This window comes from Hymenobacter coalescens (genome assembly GCF_054783195.1).
Genome location: NZ_BAAGRA010000005.1, coordinates 16,500 through 33,594, shown reverse-complemented (window position 1 = coordinate 33,594; position 17,095 = coordinate 16,500). Strand labels below are relative to the sequence as shown.

The window sequence follows — 17,095 nt, the reverse complement described above, 5'->3', positions numbered from 1 at the left end:
GCGCCTGTTACTCACCCGTTCACCACCTCACCATTTCCTCCGCCGAACTTACGCAAAAGCCCTCATTCGGCCGGGGTCGGTGGCTTTTAGCTACTTTCGGCCATGCTTACCGACCAACTTACCGACCGCCGCGCCGTGGTCTGCGGCAGCACCCAGGGCATCGGGCGCGCTGCGGCCGATGCCCTGGCCGCCCGCGGCGCCCACGTTACCCTGGTAGCCCGCAACGAAGACGCCCTGCGCGAGGTAGCCGCCGCCCTGCCCGCCGAACACGGCCAGCAGCACGACTTCCTGGTAGCCGACTTCAGCCGCCCCGACGAGCTGGCCGCCCGGCTGGCGGAGTACGTGGCGACCCGCCCCGCCGTGCATATTCTGGTGAATAATACCGGCGGGCCGGCCGGCGGACCGCTGCTGGCGGCCCCGGTGGAAGCCCTGCGCGCCGCCCTGGAGCAACACCTGATCTGCAACCACCTGCTGGCCCAGGCGCTGGTGCCGGGCATGAAAGCTGCCGGGTACGGGCGCATCATCAACATCATCAGCACCTCGGTAAAGCAGCCGCTACCCAACCTGGGCGTATCGAACACCACCCGCGGGGCGGTGGCCAGCTGGGCCAAGACGCTGGCCAACGAGTTGGGCCCGCACGGCATCACCGTCAACAACGTGCTGCCCGGCGCCACGCTCACGCAGCGCCACAGCAGCCTGCTGGAGGCGCGCGCGGCCAGCACCGGGCAGTCGGTGGAGGAGCTGGAGGCGCAGATGCTCCGGCTGATTCCGGCGGGCCGTTTCGGCGAGGCCGAGGAGGTAGCGGCGGCCGTAGCCTTTCTGGCTTCGCCGCTGGCGGGCTACATCAATGGCATCAATGTGCCGGTGGATGGGGGGCGCACCAGCAGCCTGTAAGGTTGAAATCCTGAGAAAAAGCGCGAAACTTGTGGTTGCTTAGTGCCCCGCCCGGGCCTTGTTCACGTTCTATTCGGCTTCCATTGGCTTCTTTCAACACGCTTTCCATCGTTATTCCGGTTTATAACGAGGCCCGCACCATCCACGAAATCCTGGACCGGCTGCGCGAGCTGGAGCTGATGGGTGGCATCCGTAAGGAAATTATCCTCGTCGACGACTGCTCCCGGGACGGCTCCAGCGAAGCCATCAACAGCTACGCGGCCCGCCACCCCGACATGCAGCTGCGCCTGCTGCGCCACGAGGTAAACCAGGGCAAGGGCGCCGCGCTGCACACCGGCATCCGCGAGGCCACCGGCGAGTACGTTATCATTCAGGACGCCGACCTGGAGTACGACCCGGAGGAGTACAACCTGCTGCTCAAGCCCATTCTGAAGGGCTTTGCCGACGTGGTGTACGGCTCGCGCTTCATGGGCGGCAACCCGCACCGCATCCTGTTCTTCTGGCACAGCATCGGCAACAAGATGCTCACCTTCCTCTCCAACATGTTCACCGACCTGAACCTGACGGACATGGAAACCTGCTACAAGCTGTTCCGCCGCGACATCATCCAGAGCCTGAAGCTGGAAGAAAAGCGCTTCGGCTTCGAGCCGGAAGTGACGGCCAAGGTGTCGCGGGTGCCCAACGTGCGCATTTACGAGGTGGGCATCAGCTACTACGGCCGCACCTACGCCGAAGGCAAGAAAATCGGCTGGCGCGACGGGTTCCGGGCCATTTACTGCATTCTGAAGTACGGCCTGTTCAAGGCGTAGACACGTTGCTCTCAAACGCCAACGGCTGCCGATTCCGCGGAATCGGCAGCCGTTGGCGTTTGAGAAAGGCCTACTCCCCTGGTTGCGGCCACTCAAACCAGAAGAAATGGGCCTTGTAGGAAGCCCAGGTAGTGTCGCAGCAGTGCAGGATGCCGCGGTAGTACTGCCAGGTCTGGTACAGGTTCAGCACGATGCAGAGCACCAGCACCAGGGCAAAGCCGTGCAGCAGCCAGGGCGAGCGGCGGCACCGGTCGACGACGGAGGCCAGCGGCAGGGCCAGCAGCGGGTAGAGGCTGATGAGTGGGCGGGCGCTGAACGAGCCGCCGTAGCCCCAGTCCCACCAGCAGTAAGTCACGTAAATCACCAGCGGCAGCAGCAGCACCAGCACCGGCAGGGCCACCCGCACCTGCCGGCGCAGCAGCAGCACGCCTAATAGCGCCAGGGCCATGATGGGCGTGTACACCAGCCAGCCCTTGCGGAAGCTGAAGAGGCCGTCGAGCACGTGTGGGTCGCGGAAGTTGAACTTCTCGCCGGGGTAGGAATCGATAAACCACGCGCCACCCACCTCATGCCAGAACAGCGGCTGCAGGCTCACGATGGCCGCCGCCAGCGCCACGGCCAGCAGCACCTGCCCGCGGTGGGCCCACAGCTGCGCCACCCGCTCGCGCAGGGCCGCGCCGGAGGTCAGGCCCCAGAGCGTGGGCACCAGCGCCATCCAGGCTTCGGTGGGGCGCACCAGCACCAGAAAGCCCATCACGAGCCCGAGCAGCACCGCCTCGCGCCAGCGGAAGGCCTCGTACCAGCGGATGGTCACGGCCAGCAGGGCCGCATTGAGCATGAACAGCGTGCCGTGGCTCATGGCCGGCTCGTAAGCCGTGTAGCAGAAGTAGTTGGTGGCCAGCCCGATGGCCAGCAGGGCCAGGGCCACGGTGCTGTCGTCGAAGAAGCGGCGCAGCACCCCGCGCAGTATCCACAGCCCGGCCAGGGCGTAGGCCACGCAGATCAGGGCCAGGGCCCGCTGGTAGCCGGCCCCGTAGCCGTCGGGCGGGTACTCGCCCTTGGCCTGCACGAAGGCGTGGTAGGTAAAAAAGGCCGGGGCGTAGAAGAAGGCCATGCCCATCGGGTACTTCATCACGAACTTCCCGTTGGGTGCAGGCGAGAGGCCGTAGCGGCCGTCCATGTCGGGGCGGTACTGCTTGCGCACGGCGGCCGTGTAGGAGCCGTCGCCGATGTCGTCGTAGATGAAGTAGCTGGTCAGGTACTGGTAGTAGCCGGCCACGTCCCAGATAACCACGTCGCGGCTGTTCCAGCGGTTGCTGTGGAAAAGCGCGCCGAGCACGATGGCCGCGGTCAGCAGAAAGCTGGCAATAGACTTCATAAAGATGGGGCCGGCTCCGGGGCGGCAGCTTAGCGGGTAAGTTTTAGGGGGCGTCGTCGGTGGGCGTCAGCAGGATGGCGCGCAGATGGTCGATGAAGGCCGGGGCGCCGTTTTCGCTCAGCACGTAGATGCTCAGCACGTCGCCGGGCTGCACGTCGGCGGCCAGCGGCGCCTCGAAGGACACCTCGTTCCAGACCTGCTCCTTGCTCAGCGGGTGCTGCAGCTTCACGGCGTGGCGCTGCACTTCCTGGGGCTGCCCGGGGCGCTCCACGGCCAAAACGAGCTTGGTGCCCCAGGCCCCGTACTGCGAGTACACGCGGCAGGAGGCGCGCACCCACTGGCCCGGCTGCAGGCCGGCCGGGCCCAGCGGCAGGCGCAGCGCGGGGCTACGCGGCCGCTCCGGAATGGCGTAGTACGACTGCGCGCTTTCGAAGCCCCGCTCGCGGGTGATGCCGCTGCTGTCGGCTGCGGGCAGGTCGTCGAAGTCGAGGCTGCCGAGCAGGCGCTCGTCGTAGCGGTCGGCCACCTGGCTGATGCGCGTTTTCACGTCGAGCAGGGCAAAATCCTGCTGGGTAGGCTGGGTGTTGCCGAAGATGGCCCAGTAGTAGCGCCGGGTCATTTCCTCGGGGTGGATGAGGCCGTACATGTACTGCCAGTGCTGAAACAGGTTCAGGTCGACCAGCAGCACCACCAGCGGGCCCAGCACCCAGGCCGCCGCCACGCGCCGCCGGGGTTGCGCGGCCCACGTCAGCAGGGCCGCCAGCCCCAGGCTCAGCGCGGCATACGACTGCACCAGGGCGCGCTGCCCGATGCTGCCGCCGTACCACCAAATGTCCCAGGCTGACACCACCCAGAGGTTGACGAGGAAGTAGGCCGTCAGGGCCAGGGCGATGGAGCGGTAGCGGCGCCAGAGCACCACCAGCCCGGCCAGTGCCAGCGCCATGAGCGGGGTGTAGATCAGCCAGCCCTTGCGGAAGCTGAAGAGCACCGGCCAGGTGTGCGGCCGCAGGAAGCTGAACGTTTGCTCCTGGTAGCTGTAGAAGATGAACGAGCCGGTGGCCCACTGCCAGTACAGCAGCTGCGGCAGCACGCCTACGCCCAGAAACAGGGCCAGCAGCAGCACATCGGGCCAGCGCTGCCGCAGCAGTTGCAGCTTCTGGCGGGCCGTTTCGCGGGAGCTGACGCCCCAGAGCAAGGGCAGCAGCACGGCCACCGCTTCGGAGGGCCGGGTCAGGATCAGCAAACCCAGCAGCAGGCCGATGGCAGCGGCCAGCCAGCGGCGGGGCCGCGCGTGCCAGTGCGCGGTGGCCCACAGCAGCAGGGCGTACAGGGCAAAGTCGTAAACGTGCGGCATGGCCGCGTCGAACACGGCGTACTGCAACAGGTTGGTGCCGAGCACCAGCAGCGCCAGCGTCAGGGCCGTGACGGCGTCGGAGAAGTAGCGCAGCAGCACCCGGCGCACGATGCCCAGCCCCAGCAGGCCGTACAGCATACCCCCGAAGGCAATGGCTACTTGGTAAGGCGCCGAGAAACCGTCCTGCGCGTAGCCGCGCCAGCCGGCAAACCAGTGCCCGAGAAAGAAGAACGGCGTTTGCAGGAGGGCCAGGCCGCAGGGGTACTTCATCACCAGTGCCCCCTCGGGCCCGCCGGGCACCTGAAACGCCTGGTAGAAAGAGCCCGTCGGCGCATAGTCGCGCATGATGTCGGGCACGAAGCGCAGGTACGAGAGGTCGTCGTAGATAAACTGCGCCGGCAGGTAGAGGTAGTAGCCCAGGGCATCCCAAGTGAGGATGGCCAGCACGTTGTGCGTGTCCCAGCGCGGGGCCCAGAGGCGGGCCTGCACCATCAGCACGAAGAGCACCAGGATGGTGATGAGCGAGTAGGGCTGACGGATGCGGCGGATCATGAACGCGGGATTCAGGCTACGGAAACGGCCCTACGCACACGGCTCCCCAGGGTCGGCGGTGCGACTTGCCTGGAGAGCCGTGCGGATGAGCCCAAATGCTTAGTCGGCTTTCTCGACGCTGATATCGTCGAAGTACACCACCTCACTGGGGTTGGTGCGCCACAAGTAGATGGTGAACTTGTGGGCGTAGTTGGCATTTTCGGGCAGCGTGACGACTTTCTCCACTTCTACCCACTTGTTGTAGTTCTTCACCGACTTAGCCAGGTCCAGACCGTCCCAGAGGATGGGCTGCCCGCCGGGGTTCACCGGGTCGGTCAGCTGGGTGACCAGCATGGCCTGGGCTTTGCCGTTGGGCATGTACACCCAGCCTTTCACCTTTACTTTCTTGAGCTTGCTCGGGCTGAGCTTGCCCAGCAACACGTTGTAGCCCAGGCTGTACTCGCTTTCCGGGCCGACTTTCAGCGCGTAACGACCGGAGTGGGCTTTGTCCTTGGACAGGGAAGGCACGTTCATGTTGTCGATCCAGCCTTCGATGGACTCGAAATCATTCGTCATCAGCTGGTTTGGCGACAGCGTTTCGGTGTCTTTTTTGCCGCAGGCTGCCATGCCCAGCGCCAGAAGCGCGTAAAGCAGTTTTTTCATAAAATTTTGGCCAGGAAATAATTGTGCCCGGCAAAATTAGGGGAAAATCAGGAGCGAAGGCGGCTAAATTTGAGCAGGTTCCGCAGCCGTCGGCACCGGCCGCAGGCACAGAATCAGCCAGGCCGAAAGGAACACCACGAGCAGCAGCAGGTTGTCGTAGGGCACCTGGATAAAGGCGTAGAACAGGGTCAGGTTCAGCTTCAGGGCCAGCAGGGCGATGTAGCGGTAATCCAGGCGCAGCCGGTGGCGGCGCAGCCAGTAGGCCAGCGCCAGCACGGCCACCGAGCTCACCGTCATGAGCAGGTGCACGGCCCGCAGCGCGTTGATGCGCGCCAGCAGTTCGCCGGGGAAGTAGCGGTAGAAAAACGCGGCCATGCCCATGCCGTTGAACAACTGGTAGGGCAAACCCTGGTCGTTCAGGTTCGAGCCCCACTCGCCGAGCGCCGCGCCGGTGTAGTACGATTGGCCCTCGAAGAACTGCGTGATGCCCGTGGCGCCGAAGGGCAGCACGTACAGGGCCAGCACGCCGAGGGCCGTCAGCCCGGCCACCCACAGGGCCGCGCGCGGCCCCTCGTGCCGGTAAATCAGCCAGAGGTAAAACGGCGCCCAGAACAGCAGCGAGAAGCGCGAAAGCAGGCACAGCACCAGCCCGGCCGCCCGCAGCACCGGCGACTTGCTCAGGATGCCCGCCACCAGCACGAAGTAATAGCCAATGACCAGGCTCTCGATGGAAAGGCCCAGGATGTGGGCGTCGGCCCCCACGAGGTAGAGCACCGGCAGCACGGGCAGCAGCAGCTTGAAAGCGCCCTCGTAGAGGTCGGGGCGCAGCTGGCCGAGGCGAAATGCGTAGAGCAGCACGCCCACGCCGAAGCTCCAGAAGCCCACCCAACGGTAGTCGATGTTCAGCGCGTCGGGCAGCAGGAAGGGCATCCAGAAAGTGGGCAGGTAGCCCGCCGGCAGGTGGTAGCTGAAGTTGGTGATGAGCGCGTATACCGGCTCCCCGTTCTGGAAGCGCCGCAGGTATACCTCGATGACCGGCAGCACATCGGACATGGTGATGTCGACCGGAAACTGCGTGATGATGGCGTCGAGACGGGGGTAAAAGGCCAGCAGCAACAGCGCGGCGGCCGCCACCCAACGCCAGTCGGCGCGGCGCGCGCCCGTGGGGCGCAGGGCCCACTCGTAGGGCTGGTCGCGCAGGGCGCGGTAGGCGGCGTACGTGACCAGCAGCGAGGCGCCGAGGAAGACCACCGCGCTCAGCAGGGGGCCGAAATAGCCGCGCAGGTAAGAAAAAAGCAGCAGCTCCAGGGCGAAGGCCGCCACGGTGGCGCCCGACCAGAAAGCCGATGTACGGGAAGTAAAAAGCGCCATGCAGGATAAGCGAAGTGCCGGGATTCTACGGCAAGATTACTGACTTTGCCAGACATAGCCGCCCCGGCGGGGCTCGAAAGCCGCTGCCCGCTAACCACCTGCCGCCGCCTCCCCCCGCAGCCGTTTCCGATTGTGCGGCAGGCGGCATTGCCTGAGCCGGCGCTTATCTTTGGCCTTTGCGGCCCGGGCGGCAGCGCGGCTCCGGCCCCGCACCAACCGCTTGGCCCGCGCCGTCAGCCGCTCTTTATTCCTGCCCGGGACTTTAACGCTCCACCCTGCTTGTCACCTTTTTTATCCCTGTACGCGGCGTGGCCTACGCGCCGTAAAATCCTGGCGGCCCTGCTGCTGATCGGCCCCGTGGCGTATTTCGCCCTGTTTTACCGGCTCGGCTCGCGGCCCATTGCCATGTGGGACGAGTCGCGTCTGGCCACCAACGCGGTGGAGATGCTGCGCAACGGCAACTGGCTGGTGACGCACTTCGCCGACGCGCCCGACCTGTGGAACACCAAGCCGCCGCTGCTGATCTGGCTGCAGGCCGGGCTGATGAAAATCCTGGGCCCCACCACCCTGGCCATTCGCCTGCCCTCGGCCCTGGCCGCGCTCGGCACCACGGCGCTGCTGGCCTGGTTCTGCAACCGCGTGCTCAACTCGCCGCTGCTGGGCCTGTGCAGCGCCCTGGTGCTGCTCACCACCAGCGGCTACATCGACTGGCACGTGACCCGCTCCGGCGACTACGACAGCCTGCTGGTGCTGCTGACCACCTGGTATACGCTCAGCTTTTTCCGCTACCTGGAAGAAGGCCGCCGCGGGCTGCTTTGGCAGGCCGGCATCGGCGTGGCCCTGGCCGTGCTTACCAAGGGCGTGGCCGGCGCCCTGGCCCTGCCCGCGCTGCTGCTGTACGCCGTGTTCAGCCGCCGCCTGCTGTTCCTGGTGCGGCAGCCCGTGGCCTACGCGGTGCTGGCCACCACCCTCGGCATCATCGCCGCCTTCTACGTGGGCCGCGAGCTGGCCGCGCCCGGCTACTGGCACGCCGTGTACGAAAACGAGCTGGGCGGCCGCCTGCTCGGCGACCTGACCTTCGACGGCGACGTGAAGCCCTGGTCGTGGTACATCGATCAGCTGGTGAGCGACGAGCTGCTGCCGTGGGTGTACCTGCTGCCGGTGGGCCTGGTGGCGCTGCTCTACCCCGGCGTGCCGCCGCTGTACCGGCGCTTCGCGCTGCTGGTGAGCCTCTTCATCGTGAGCTTTCTGGCCGTCATCAGCTCGGCCGAAACCAAGTACTTCTGGTACGAAGCGCCCATCTACCCGTTCTGCGCGCTGCTGGCCGGCGCCGGCCTGGCCCTGATCCTGGAGGCCGTGGTGCTGCGCGTGAGCGGGGCCGCGGGTGAGCAGCGCCTCTGGCCGCAGGTGCTGTTGGTGGTGTTGCTGCTGGCCGCGCTGGCCTCGCCGTTCTCGTTTATCATGGCCGAGTCGGACCAGCTCTACGCCACGCGCCACGACGAGACGGACATCCAGTTCGGCCGCTACCTGGAGCGGCAGGCCGAGAACTTCGGGCAGCTCGACAAGTACTACCTGCTCTCGGGCCTCGACTACAACGCCACCACCGTGTTTTACCGCTCGGCGGCGGCCCTGGAGTACGGCCACACCGTGGACACGCGCTACTCCTGGCACCTGAAGGAGTTCCGCCCCAACGACGTGGTGGTGGTGTGCAACCCCGCCATGCGTGCCAAGCTCGACAGCACGTACGTGATGATGCCGCTCTACGAGGAGTCGCCCTGCGCCACGCTGCTGATCAAAACCGCCAAGTAAGCGCCGGAGCCCCGCGCGTGTTCGTTCTTTTTCGGAGCTTTGCCCTCCCCCTGCCCGCCTGCCCGTGGACCTCTCCATCGTCATCCCGATTTACAACGAAGAAGCCAATATCCCGACGCTCTACCGCCGTCTGCGCGGCGTCATTGATCCGATGGGGGTAAGCTGCGAGTACATCTTCGTCAACGACGGCTCGCGCGACAACTCGCTGGCCCTGATTCGCCAGCTGGCCGCCGCCGAGGCCGACGTGCGCTACATCGACTTCAGCCGCAACTTCGGCCACCAGATTGCCGTGACGGCCGGCCTCGACCTTTCGAAGGGTCAGGCCGTGGCCATCATCGACGCCGACCTACAGGACCCGCCCGAGCTGATTCCGGAGCTGTACCAGAAGATGCGCGAGGGCTTCGAGGTGGTGTACGCCAAGCGCCGCCGCCGCCAGGGCGAAAGCGCCATGAAGCTGTTCACGGCCAAGCTGTTCTACCGCATCCTGGCCGCCATCACCAACATTTCCATTCCGGTGGACACGGGCGACTTCCGCATCATCTCGCGCAAGGTGGTGCAGGCCCTCAAGCAGATGCCCGAGCAAAACAAGTTTCTGCGCGGGCAGATTTCGTGGATCGGCTACCGGCAGACCTACGTGGAGTACGACCGCGCCGAGCGCGCCGGCGGCGAAACCGGCTACACCTACCGCAAGATGATGCGCCTGGCCCTGGACGGCATCACGGCCTTTTCGGACGTGCCACTGAAGGCCGCTACCATCATGGGCTTCAGCGTGTCGGGCATTGCCTTCCTGGTATTGCTTTACACGCTCTACGAGCGGTTTATCACCCGCGACTACGAGCCCGGCTGGGCCTCGCTGATGGTGAGCATCCTGTTCCTGGGTGGCGTGCAGCTGATTGCGGTGGGCATCATCGGCGAGTACCTCTCGCGGCTGAGCACCAACGTGCGCCACCGCCCGCTCTACATCATCTCCGACACCAACATCGCCGCCGGCAGCCCGGTGGAGCAGCCTTAACGCGCGTGGCAGCAACGCAGGAGCCCGGCAGCGCCGCCCTGGCCCGACGGGCCCGACGCTGGCGCGTGGGCCTGTTCGTGGGCTTTGCGCTGGTGTTCGGGGCCATTTCGCTGGTCAACCACTACCTGTTTCGCACGGCGGCGCTGGACTTGGGCCTGGCCACCCACGCCCTGCGCGACTACGCCCGCTTCCGGGCGCACACGAGCACGCTGCTGACCGACTCGCCGCCGACCAGCTTCCTGTTTGCGCACTTCACGCTGATACCCGCCCTGGTGTCGCCGCTGCACTGGCTGCTGGGCTCCTGGACGCTGCTGCTGGTGCAGCTGGCGGCGCTGCTGCTCGGCGGCTGGGGCGTGTACCGCTACGCCCGCCTGCTGGGCTGCGCGCCCGGGCGGGCCAACCTGGTGCTGGCCTATTTTTTCAGCCTCTGGGGCCTTTACTCCGCCCTCGGCTTCGATTACCACGACAACGTGGTGGGGGCCATGGCGCTGCCCTGGCTGGTGTACGGCTTTGAGCGCCGGCGCTGGGGGCTGGCCCTGCTGGCTTTCGGGCTGCTGCTCATCAGCAAGGAAAACCTCGCCCTGTGGGCGGCCGCGGTGCTGCTGGCCCTGGCCTGGAAGCACCGCCGCCACAGCGCGCTGGCCGGCCGGGCGGTGCTCGGCGCCGGGCTGGCCCTGCTCTACTTCGCCGTGGTGACGCGCTACGTGATGCCCGCGCTGGACGGCTCGCACCGCCCGTTTCAGCAGATCATCCGCTACCAGCACCTGGGCAGCTCGCTGCCCGAGGCAGTGGCCAACGTGCTGCTGCACCCGCGCCTGCTGTGGCAATGCCTGTTCGTGAACACCACCGGCGACGCCCTGTACGACTACATCAAGCTGGAGCTGTGGGCCGTGCTGCTGCTTTCGGGCGGCGTGGCCGCGCTGCTGCGCCCGTGGTACGCTCTGATGCTGGCGCCCATTCTGGCCCAGAAGCTGCTGGCTAACGACCACGGGCTGTGGGGCATCAATGCCCAGTATTCCATTGAGTTTGCGCCCGTGCTGGCGCTGGCCGTGGCCGAAGTAGCCAGCCGGCTGCAGCCCCGCTGGCAGCGGCCCTACCTGCTGGCCACGCTCGGGCTGGCGGCGGCCGTCACGCTGACTACGCTCTACACCCGGCAAAGCAAGTGGTACGCCCGCGAAACCACCAACTTTCTGCTGGCCAAGCATTATCGTTCCCTGTGGGGCCTGGACGTGCCCCGCCTGCGGGCGGCGCTGCGCCAGATTCCGGCGGCCGTGCCCCTGAGCGCGCAAACCAACCTGGCGCCCTGGCTGGTCAACCGCGACCGGCTCTACCACTTCCCCGTGCTGCGCGACGCGCAACTGGTGGCCCTGCTGAAAACCGATAAGTCGCCGTGGCCGATGACGCCCGAAAGCTACCGCCGGGCCATTCAGACGCTGCGTACCCGCGGAGACTTCCGCGTGCGCTACGAAGACGAGCAGCTGCTGGTGCTGGAGCGCACCCGCCCCCCGGCCCGCCCCGACGAAGTGCTGCCCTTTGGGCCGTAGCGCCGACGAGCTGTATCAAGTCGGCTGCAGCTAAAGGAGGCTCCGGTGGGCCGTGGCAATACGGGCTTCGAAGCGGGAGGACCTCGCCCAAACAACGACCAGCCGCCTTCTGCGCGCTTCCGGGGCCACTGCGCTCCGGCTTTCCGCAATGCGGCGCCAAGCTAGTAGCTTTACGCTCCACCCCACCCGCTTGCCCGCTATGCTGCACCTGCAGAACTACATCGGCGGCGAGCTGGTAGCCCCAGCTGCCGGCCGCTACCTGCCCAACGTCGAGCCCGCCACCGGGGCCGTCTACAGCCAGATTCCTGATTCCGACGCCACGGATGTAGCCCGCGCCGTGCAGGCAGCCGAAGCGGCGCTGCCCGCCTGGCGCCGGCTGCCCGCCGAGGAGCGGGGCCGCCTGCTGGTGCGCATCAGCGAGCTGATCGAGCGGGACTTGGAGCGGCTGGCGCAGGCCGAAAGCCAGGACAATGGCAAGCCCGTGAGCCTGGCCCGCACGGTGGACATTCCGCGGGCGGCCAGCAACTTCGCGTTTTTCGGTACGGCTGCGCAGCATTTCGCCTCCGAAACCCACTTCCAGGAGGGCGTGGCCCTGAACTACACCGTGCGCCACCCGCTGGGCGTGGTGGGCTGCATCTCGCCCTGGAATCTGCCGCTGTACCTCTTCACCTGGAAAATCGCGCCGGCGCTGGCCGCGGGCTGCTGCGTGGTGGCCAAGCCTTCGGAAATCACGCCGTACACGGCTTTTCTGCTGAGTGAGCTGTGCATCGAGGCCGGGTTGCCGGCGGGTGTGCTCAACATCGTGCACGGCACCGGCCCCGGCGCGGGCCAGCCCATCATCGAGCACCCGGGCATCAAGGCCATCAGCTTCACGGGCGGCACCAAGACCGGCGAGCATATTGCCCGCACGGCGGCTCCCATGTTCAAAAAACTCTCGCTGGAGCTGGGCGGCAAGAACCCCAACCTCGTCTTCGCCGACTGCGACCTGCAAGAAGCCGTGCGCACCAGCCTGCGCAGCTCCTTCGCCAACCAGGGCCAGATCTGCCTGTGCGGCTCGCGCATCTTTGTGGAGCGCCCCATCTACGAGCAGTTCCGGGAGCAGTTTCTGGCCGGCGTGGCGCAGCTGACCGTGGCCGACCCGCAGGACGCGGGCAGCCGGCAGGGCGCGCTGGTGAGCGAGGCGCATTTGCAGAAAGTATTCAGCTACATCGAGCTGGCCCACCAGGAAGGCGGCACGCTGCTGGCCGGCGGGCAGCGCGTGCAGTTGGAGGGCCGCTGCGCCGGGGGCTACTTCCTGCAGCCGACGGTGTTCGAAGGCCTCGCGCCCGACTGCCGCACCAACCGCGAGGAAATCTTCGGGCCGGTGGTCACGCTCACGCCCTTCGATACGGAGGAGGAAGTGCTGGACTGGGCCAACGGCACCGAGTACGGCCTGGCCGCCACCATCTGGACGCGCGACCTGAACCGGGCGCACCGCGTGGCGCACGCGCTACAGTCGGGCATCGTGTGGGTGAACACCTGGCTGCACCGCGACCTGCGCACGCCCTTCGGCGGCATGAAAAGCTCCGGCGTAGGGCGCGAGGGCGGACTGGAGGCGCTGCGCTTTTTCACCGAGCCGCAGAGCATTACCGTGAAGCTCTAAAGCCTGCCGCCTCAGCGTTGGTAATAGCGCGTCGGCTTCGGCGTGACGCGCCAGTAGTAGAGCATGTCGGCGTTGACGGCGGACTGCTCTGGCTGGCCAAACGTGTTCCAGTCCAGGATGGGACAGTCGGCACTGAGCTCCACCACGTCGGTGGGGGCAGCGGCCAGCTGCTCCAGGGCTGCCCGCTCACAGTCGCGGTTTTCACGCTTGCTGGGTAGATCCACCGCCGTAAACAGCAGCAGCACGGCCCCCAGCCCCAAGGCGTAGCGCCGGAGCGGGGCGGCGGCTAGGTGGCGTAGCAGGTAATACGCCGACGCACCGTACCAGTACAGCACCCCAATGATGACGGGCAGCAGCGTATCGCGACGCAGGATGTAGGGCCGGTATTCGCGGTAGCCGCCCAGGGGCAGCAGCAGCATGTACACGGCCGCAAATACGCCGATCCAGCGCAGGGCCAGCAGCAGTCGGCGGCGTTCCGGCGAGTCGGGCAAGCGGCCCAGCAGCCAGCGGTTCAGGGCCACCAAGGTCAGCAGCAGCGGCCAGCCCAGCTTCTGCTTGAACTGGTAGAACACGCCCAGCGGCAGGCGCGCGTAGCGCTCGGCCAGGGGCATGGGATGCGTAAAGTTTTCCGCGTTCAGGCGCCCGATGTAAAGCGAGTACAGACTCAGCAGGATGAATACGCCCAGCGGCACGAGCAGCGCCAGCGGCATGGCGCGCAGGGCCGCCCAGCCCCGCGCCAGCAGCGTAGGGCCGCTGCTAGCCTGCAGCCGCTGCCACCAGCAGTACAGCAGAATGCCGGGGCAAAGCACCAGCACCACGCCCGTAACGATGGGGCTGTTCAGGGCCAGCACCACGGCCAGGGCCAGCAGCGCCAGCCAGCCCGGCGCGGCGAGCCGCAAGCGTCGTCCGGCTGTGGCGGCCCGGACGTAGGGCCAGAAAAACAGCAGCAGCAGCGTCATCGGCAGGGCGTAGCAGAAGCTGTACACCACCGACTTGTCGATGATGCCGATCTGCGAGTTCCAGCCGTTGGCCTGAAAAAAGGGGGTTATCAGCAAGGCGGCCAGCAGCCAGCCGCGGCTGAGCACGCTGCGCCGCCCGCTGATGTACACGCCCAGCAAATAGATCAACAAGCCCTGAATCAGCGTCTTGGCTAGGGCGCAGGCCGCGTACAGGCTATCGATGGGCGCCAGCCACTGCTGCAGCCACAGTGGCACGGCCAGGAAGTACTGCCGGATGGTCTGGTGCTGAAAAAACCGGTTGGGCGCCGCGTAAATGTCGCCGCGCAGGGCCCGCAGCCCCAGCGGGTCAGTCAGCACGTGCTGGTACACCGGGTCGGGCAGCACGATGGTGGCCAGGTCGCCGCTGAGCGCGACCTGCTGATGCTGCCAGAACGAGTACCCCAGGTCCAGAAGCAGGAACACCAGCACCAGGGCAGGCCAGTTGCGCTTGATCATAGTTTCAAAGGTAGGCGGCCGCCCCCACACATCAGGCGGCCTTTTCGGCCGGGGGTACGGGCTGCAGCACCGGCCCGGACTGCCCGCCGCGCAGCAGCAGGAGCAGAAACCACGACAGCACCAAGCTCAGCACCCCCAAGTAGGCAAAGGGCACGATCAGGAAGGCGTAGAACACGGCCAGGTAGGCTTTCAGGCTGCACAGGGCCACCAGTCGGGTATCGAGCCGCCGCCGCCGGGGCCACCACCAGGCCCCAAAGGCCAGCGGCACCAGCGTGCAGACCGCAAAATGCCAGGTTTGCAGCCGGCCGATGGCTTCGGTCAGGGCACCGTCGGGCCCGGGATACCACCACGGCATCAGCCCCACTCCCCGAAACAACTGCGGCGGGCCGTCCTCGCCGGGCAGCGGTGGGTAAGCCCATTCGGTGCGGGCAATGTCGAAGTTTTCGAGCTGGGCGCGCAGAATGATGGTCGGGTCGTGCCAGAGGAAGGCCGCCAGCAGGGCCAGCGCCAGCCCCATGGCCAGCAGCACCGTCTGCAGCGCCCGGCGCGGGCTTTCGTACCAGAGCAGCACGGCGTACAGCGGCAGCCACAGCGCCAGGGAGTAGCGCGACAGCACGCACAGCACCAGGGCCACCGCCCGCGCCGGCACCGAGCGGTGCAGCAGCGCGGCGCTCAGCAGGGCGTAGTAGCCGAACACCAGGCCCTCCACGGTTTGCCCCACCAGCGGCCGTTCTATTAAGACGATGAAGTGCACTACCAGCACCGGCACCACCGCTTTGAGCAGCTGCTCGGGCCAGGGCAGCCGCTGCCGGGCCAGCAGCAGCTGATAGGTCAGCAGCCCCAGCCAGAGCGCGCCCATGGCCCACCAGCGGTAATCGACACCCAGCAGCTCGGCCGGCACGAAGGGCAGCCAGTGCATGGGCGGGTAGTTGGGCAGGAAGCTGTAAGTGCCCAGGTCGATTCGTTCGTAGACGGTCTGGCCGGCCAGAAAGCGCTCCACGTACACCCACAGCGTGGGCACGATGTCGGACGTTTTCACCAGCCCGTCGGCCGGTAGGCGCGCGATGGTGCGCGCCACCACCGGCGCCGACACGGCCACGCTCGCGGCAACTGCCCCACCGGCCAGCAGCCAGCGCCCCCGCGGCACGGTGCGCAGCGAGGGCCACACCAGCTGATAGCCCGCGGCATATCCGCACGCCGCTACGGCTAGCAGCAGGCTGCTCAGCAGCAGCCACACCGGGCTCCAGTACGGCCCAGCGGCATTGCGCCCAAACGTGTACCAGTACAGCTCGGCCCCGAAAGCCAGCCCGGCCATCCAGCCCAGCCAGCGCCGCGAAGCAGCCTTAGCAGTAGTAAAATCTGACATAACAGCGCCCCGGCATTGGCGGGCGGCGCGCAAAATATCAGTTTATGGCCACACCCGGGCCGCCGGAGCTTACCGCAGGGCCTGCAGCTGCTCCTCGATTTCGCCGAGCGTGGCCTCGCGGAACTCCAGCGGCGCGGGCTCCTGCCCCGGCGCCACGGGCTGCACGGCCACGTAGGCGCTGCCGTTGAAGTAGCGCAGCCCCACCAGCACGGCGCGCTGATGCGCGGGCAGCCCCTCGAAGACGTAGCCGGCGGCGTGGGGCGTCCCAGCCAGAATCACGCCTGCCTCGGGAAACACCAGCCGAACGCTCGTGTGCTCATCGATTTCGGTGGGCACCAGCAGGGTGGCTTCGCCGGCCGGGGGCCAGCTGCGCAGGCAGGTAAGCCAGCCCAACTCCGGGCTGCGGAGCAAGGTGGGGTCGGCAGCATCCAGCGCGGGCGACGGGGCGGCTTCGGTGGCGCTGCTTTCGGCCACGGCATCAATGATGCTGCTGCCCGCCGTGGATGCCTGCGCGTAGGCCGGCCCGCTTTCGGGGGCGGCTTCCAGGGGCAGGGCGGCCCATTGCCGGCGGTCGTTGCTGTGGTAGAGCTGCCGGCCGGGGGCCCGCTGCTCCTCGGGCAGCTGCACCTCTAGGGCGCTGCCGGGCGCCAGCCGCAGGGCCTGGCCTTTGCCGGTGGTGGCGCGCACCAGCAGCACACCGCCCGTTTGCATGGCTTCGCCGCCAGGGCCGGTGCTCACGCAGTCCGAGAGCAGCAAATCGGCCAGGCCCAGACACTCCTTCAGCTCCAGCCACACGGGCTCCTGCACGGGGCGCTGGCGGGCGTCGAGCAGGGCCAGGGCGGGCAGGCGCACCACCGTGCCCTCGCGGCCGCGCACCTCGGCGGGCTGGGTGGGGTCGATGCGAAAAAACTCGCTGGCTTTCAGCGTCAGGTCGAACAGCCGGGCCTCGGCCGGCGGCGTGCTGGGCAGCGCGGCGGCCGGGCGGGCCACGGCGCGGTAGCGGATCAGCGGCGCGTGCGGATTGGTGCGCCGCGTCAGGCGGTGCCAGTCGCGGCGGGGGGCGGCGGGCGCCAGTGGCGCGTCGGGCAGGGCGGTATCGGCGGCCACGGTGGCCACGGCCGGCGCGGCCGGTTCGGTGCGGGCGGTGGTTTCGCGCTGGCAGGCCCCGGCCGTTAGTACTAACAGCCCTCCCCACAGCACCTGGTCTAGTCGGAACATGCGCATATCGACGAGCATCTACGCAGAATTGGCCTTCCCGGAACGCCTAC

Annotated in this window: 13 protein-coding genes; 6 read left to right on the top strand and 7 right to left on the bottom strand. The window is 67.2% G+C overall.

Going from position 1 to position 17,095, the window contains the following annotated elements; all coding sequences use genetic code 11:
- Nucleotides 1-102: 102 nt before the first annotated feature.
- Together ACYVKQ_RS04690 and ACYVKQ_RS04685 are read left to right on the top strand one after the other, a co-directional pair.
- Nucleotides 103-894: a Rossmann-fold NAD(P)-binding domain-containing protein gene (locus ACYVKQ_RS04690; RefSeq protein ID WP_460576122.1), complete on the top strand. Its 792-nt coding sequence runs from the start codon at nucleotides 103-105 to the stop codon at nucleotides 892-894.
- Between the two features lie 83 nt (nucleotides 895-977).
- The gene (locus ACYVKQ_RS04685) at nucleotides 978-1,703 is read left to right on the top strand and encodes a glycosyltransferase family 2 protein (RefSeq protein ID WP_460576120.1); all 726 of its coding nucleotides are present in this window, start codon (nucleotides 978-980) and stop codon (nucleotides 1,701-1,703) included.
- A 70-nt stretch (nucleotides 1,704-1,773) separates the two neighbouring features.
- Here ACYVKQ_RS04685 and ACYVKQ_RS04680 read toward each other — a convergent pair whose 3' ends face one another.
- The 4 genes from ACYVKQ_RS04680 to ACYVKQ_RS04665 form a co-directional block, all read right to left on the bottom strand.
- Nucleotides 1,774-3,081 (bottom strand): hypothetical protein, encoded by a 1,308-nt coding sequence (locus tag ACYVKQ_RS04680; RefSeq protein ID WP_460576118.1) that lies wholly within the window; start codon nucleotides 3,079-3,081, stop codon nucleotides 1,774-1,776.
- Nucleotides 3,082-3,124: 43 nt separating this feature from the next.
- Nucleotides 3,125-4,987: a hypothetical protein gene (locus ACYVKQ_RS04675; RefSeq protein WP_460576116.1), complete on the bottom strand. Its 1,863-nt coding sequence runs from the start codon at nucleotides 4,985-4,987 to the stop codon at nucleotides 3,125-3,127.
- A 99-nt stretch (nucleotides 4,988-5,086) separates the two neighbouring features.
- Nucleotides 5,087-5,629 carry a carbohydrate binding domain-containing protein gene (locus ACYVKQ_RS04670; RefSeq protein WP_460576114.1) on the bottom strand — a complete coding sequence of 181 codons (543 nt, stop codon included), beginning with the start codon at nucleotides 5,627-5,629 and terminating at the stop codon, nucleotides 5,087-5,089.
- Between the two features lie 63 nt (nucleotides 5,630-5,692).
- Nucleotides 5,693-7,000 (bottom strand): hypothetical protein, encoded by a 1,308-nt coding sequence (locus tag ACYVKQ_RS04665; protein ID WP_460576112.1) that lies wholly within the window; start codon nucleotides 6,998-7,000, stop codon nucleotides 5,693-5,695.
- 279 nt (nucleotides 7,001-7,279) lie between these two features.
- Here ACYVKQ_RS04665 and ACYVKQ_RS04660 point away from each other — a divergent pair, with 279 nt between their 5' ends.
- The 4 genes from ACYVKQ_RS04660 to ACYVKQ_RS04645 all read left to right on the top strand — a co-directional run bounded on the left by ACYVKQ_RS04660 (nucleotide 7,280) and on the right by ACYVKQ_RS04645 (nucleotide 13,007).
- Nucleotides 7,280-8,809, top strand: a complete 1,530-nt coding sequence (locus ACYVKQ_RS04660) for an ArnT family glycosyltransferase (RefSeq protein WP_460576110.1) — start codon at nucleotides 7,280-7,282, stop codon at nucleotides 8,807-8,809.
- 64 nt (nucleotides 8,810-8,873) lie between these two features.
- The gene (locus ACYVKQ_RS04655; protein ID WP_460576109.1) at nucleotides 8,874-9,821 is read left to right on the top strand and encodes a glycosyltransferase family 2 protein; all 948 of its coding nucleotides are present in this window, start codon (nucleotides 8,874-8,876) and stop codon (nucleotides 9,819-9,821) included.
- A gap of 5 nt (nucleotides 9,822-9,826) precedes the next feature.
- Entirely contained in the window at nucleotides 9,827-11,365 is a 1,539-nt protein-coding gene (locus ACYVKQ_RS04650; RefSeq protein ID WP_460576107.1) for a DUF2079 domain-containing protein, read from the top strand.
- A gap of 199 nt (nucleotides 11,366-11,564) precedes the next feature.
- The gene (locus tag ACYVKQ_RS04645) at nucleotides 11,565-13,007 is read left to right on the top strand and encodes an aldehyde dehydrogenase (protein ID WP_460576105.1); all 1,443 of its coding nucleotides are present in this window, start codon (nucleotides 11,565-11,567) and stop codon (nucleotides 13,005-13,007) included.
- 11 nt (nucleotides 13,008-13,018) lie between these two features.
- Here the strand turns inward: ACYVKQ_RS04645 and ACYVKQ_RS04640 are convergent, their stop codons facing one another.
- The 3 genes from ACYVKQ_RS04640 to ACYVKQ_RS04630 form a co-directional block, all read right to left on the bottom strand.
- Entirely contained in the window at nucleotides 13,019-14,461 is a 1,443-nt protein-coding gene (locus ACYVKQ_RS04640) for a hypothetical protein (RefSeq protein WP_460576103.1), read from the bottom strand.
- Nucleotides 14,462-14,492: 31 nt separating this feature from the next.
- Nucleotides 14,493-15,827, bottom strand: coding sequence for a hypothetical protein (locus tag ACYVKQ_RS04635; RefSeq protein ID WP_460576101.1), 1,335 nt, complete (start codon nucleotides 15,825-15,827; stop codon nucleotides 14,493-14,495).
- Between the two features lie 69 nt (nucleotides 15,828-15,896).
- Nucleotides 15,897-17,045 (bottom strand): hypothetical protein, encoded by a 1,149-nt coding sequence (locus ACYVKQ_RS04630; protein ID WP_460576099.1) that lies wholly within the window; start codon nucleotides 17,043-17,045, stop codon nucleotides 15,897-15,899.
- Nucleotides 17,046-17,095 lie beyond the last annotated feature (50 nt).

What these genes read in the sequence shown, in the direction of transcription:
- ACYVKQ_RS04680 (WP_460576118.1), bottom strand. Translation starts at nt 3,081, where the DNA reads ATGAAGTCTATTGCCAGCTTTCTGCTGACCGCGGCCATCGTGCTCGGC.
- ACYVKQ_RS04670 (WP_460576114.1), bottom strand. Translation starts at nt 5,629, where the DNA reads ATGAAAAAACTGCTTTACGCGCTTCTGGCGCTGGGCATGGCAGCCTGC.
- ACYVKQ_RS04675 (WP_460576116.1), bottom strand. Translation starts at nt 4,987, where the DNA reads ATGATCCGCCGCATCCGTCAGCCCTACTCGCTCATCACCATCCTGGTG.
- ACYVKQ_RS04630 (WP_460576099.1), bottom strand. Translation starts at nt 17,045, where the DNA reads ATGTTCCGACTAGACCAGGTGCTGTGGGGAGGGCTGTTAGTACTAACG.
- ACYVKQ_RS04665 (WP_460576112.1), bottom strand. Translation starts at nt 7,000, where the DNA reads ATGGCGCTTTTTACTTCCCGTACATCGGCTTTCTGGTCGGGCGCCACC.
- ACYVKQ_RS04640 (WP_460576103.1), bottom strand. Translation starts at nt 14,461, where the DNA reads ATGATCAAGCGCAACTGGCCTGCCCTGGTGCTGGTGTTCCTGCTTCTG.
- ACYVKQ_RS04635 (WP_460576101.1), bottom strand. Translation starts at nt 15,827, where the DNA reads ATGTCAGATTTTACTACTGCTAAGGCTGCTTCGCGGCGCTGGCTGGGC.
- ACYVKQ_RS04645 (WP_460576105.1), top strand. Translation starts at nt 11,565, where the DNA reads ATGCTGCACCTGCAGAACTACATCGGCGGCGAGCTGGTAGCCCCAGCT.
- ACYVKQ_RS04690 (WP_460576122.1), top strand. Translation starts at nt 103, where the DNA reads ATGCTTACCGACCAACTTACCGACCGCCGCGCCGTGGTCTGCGGCAGC.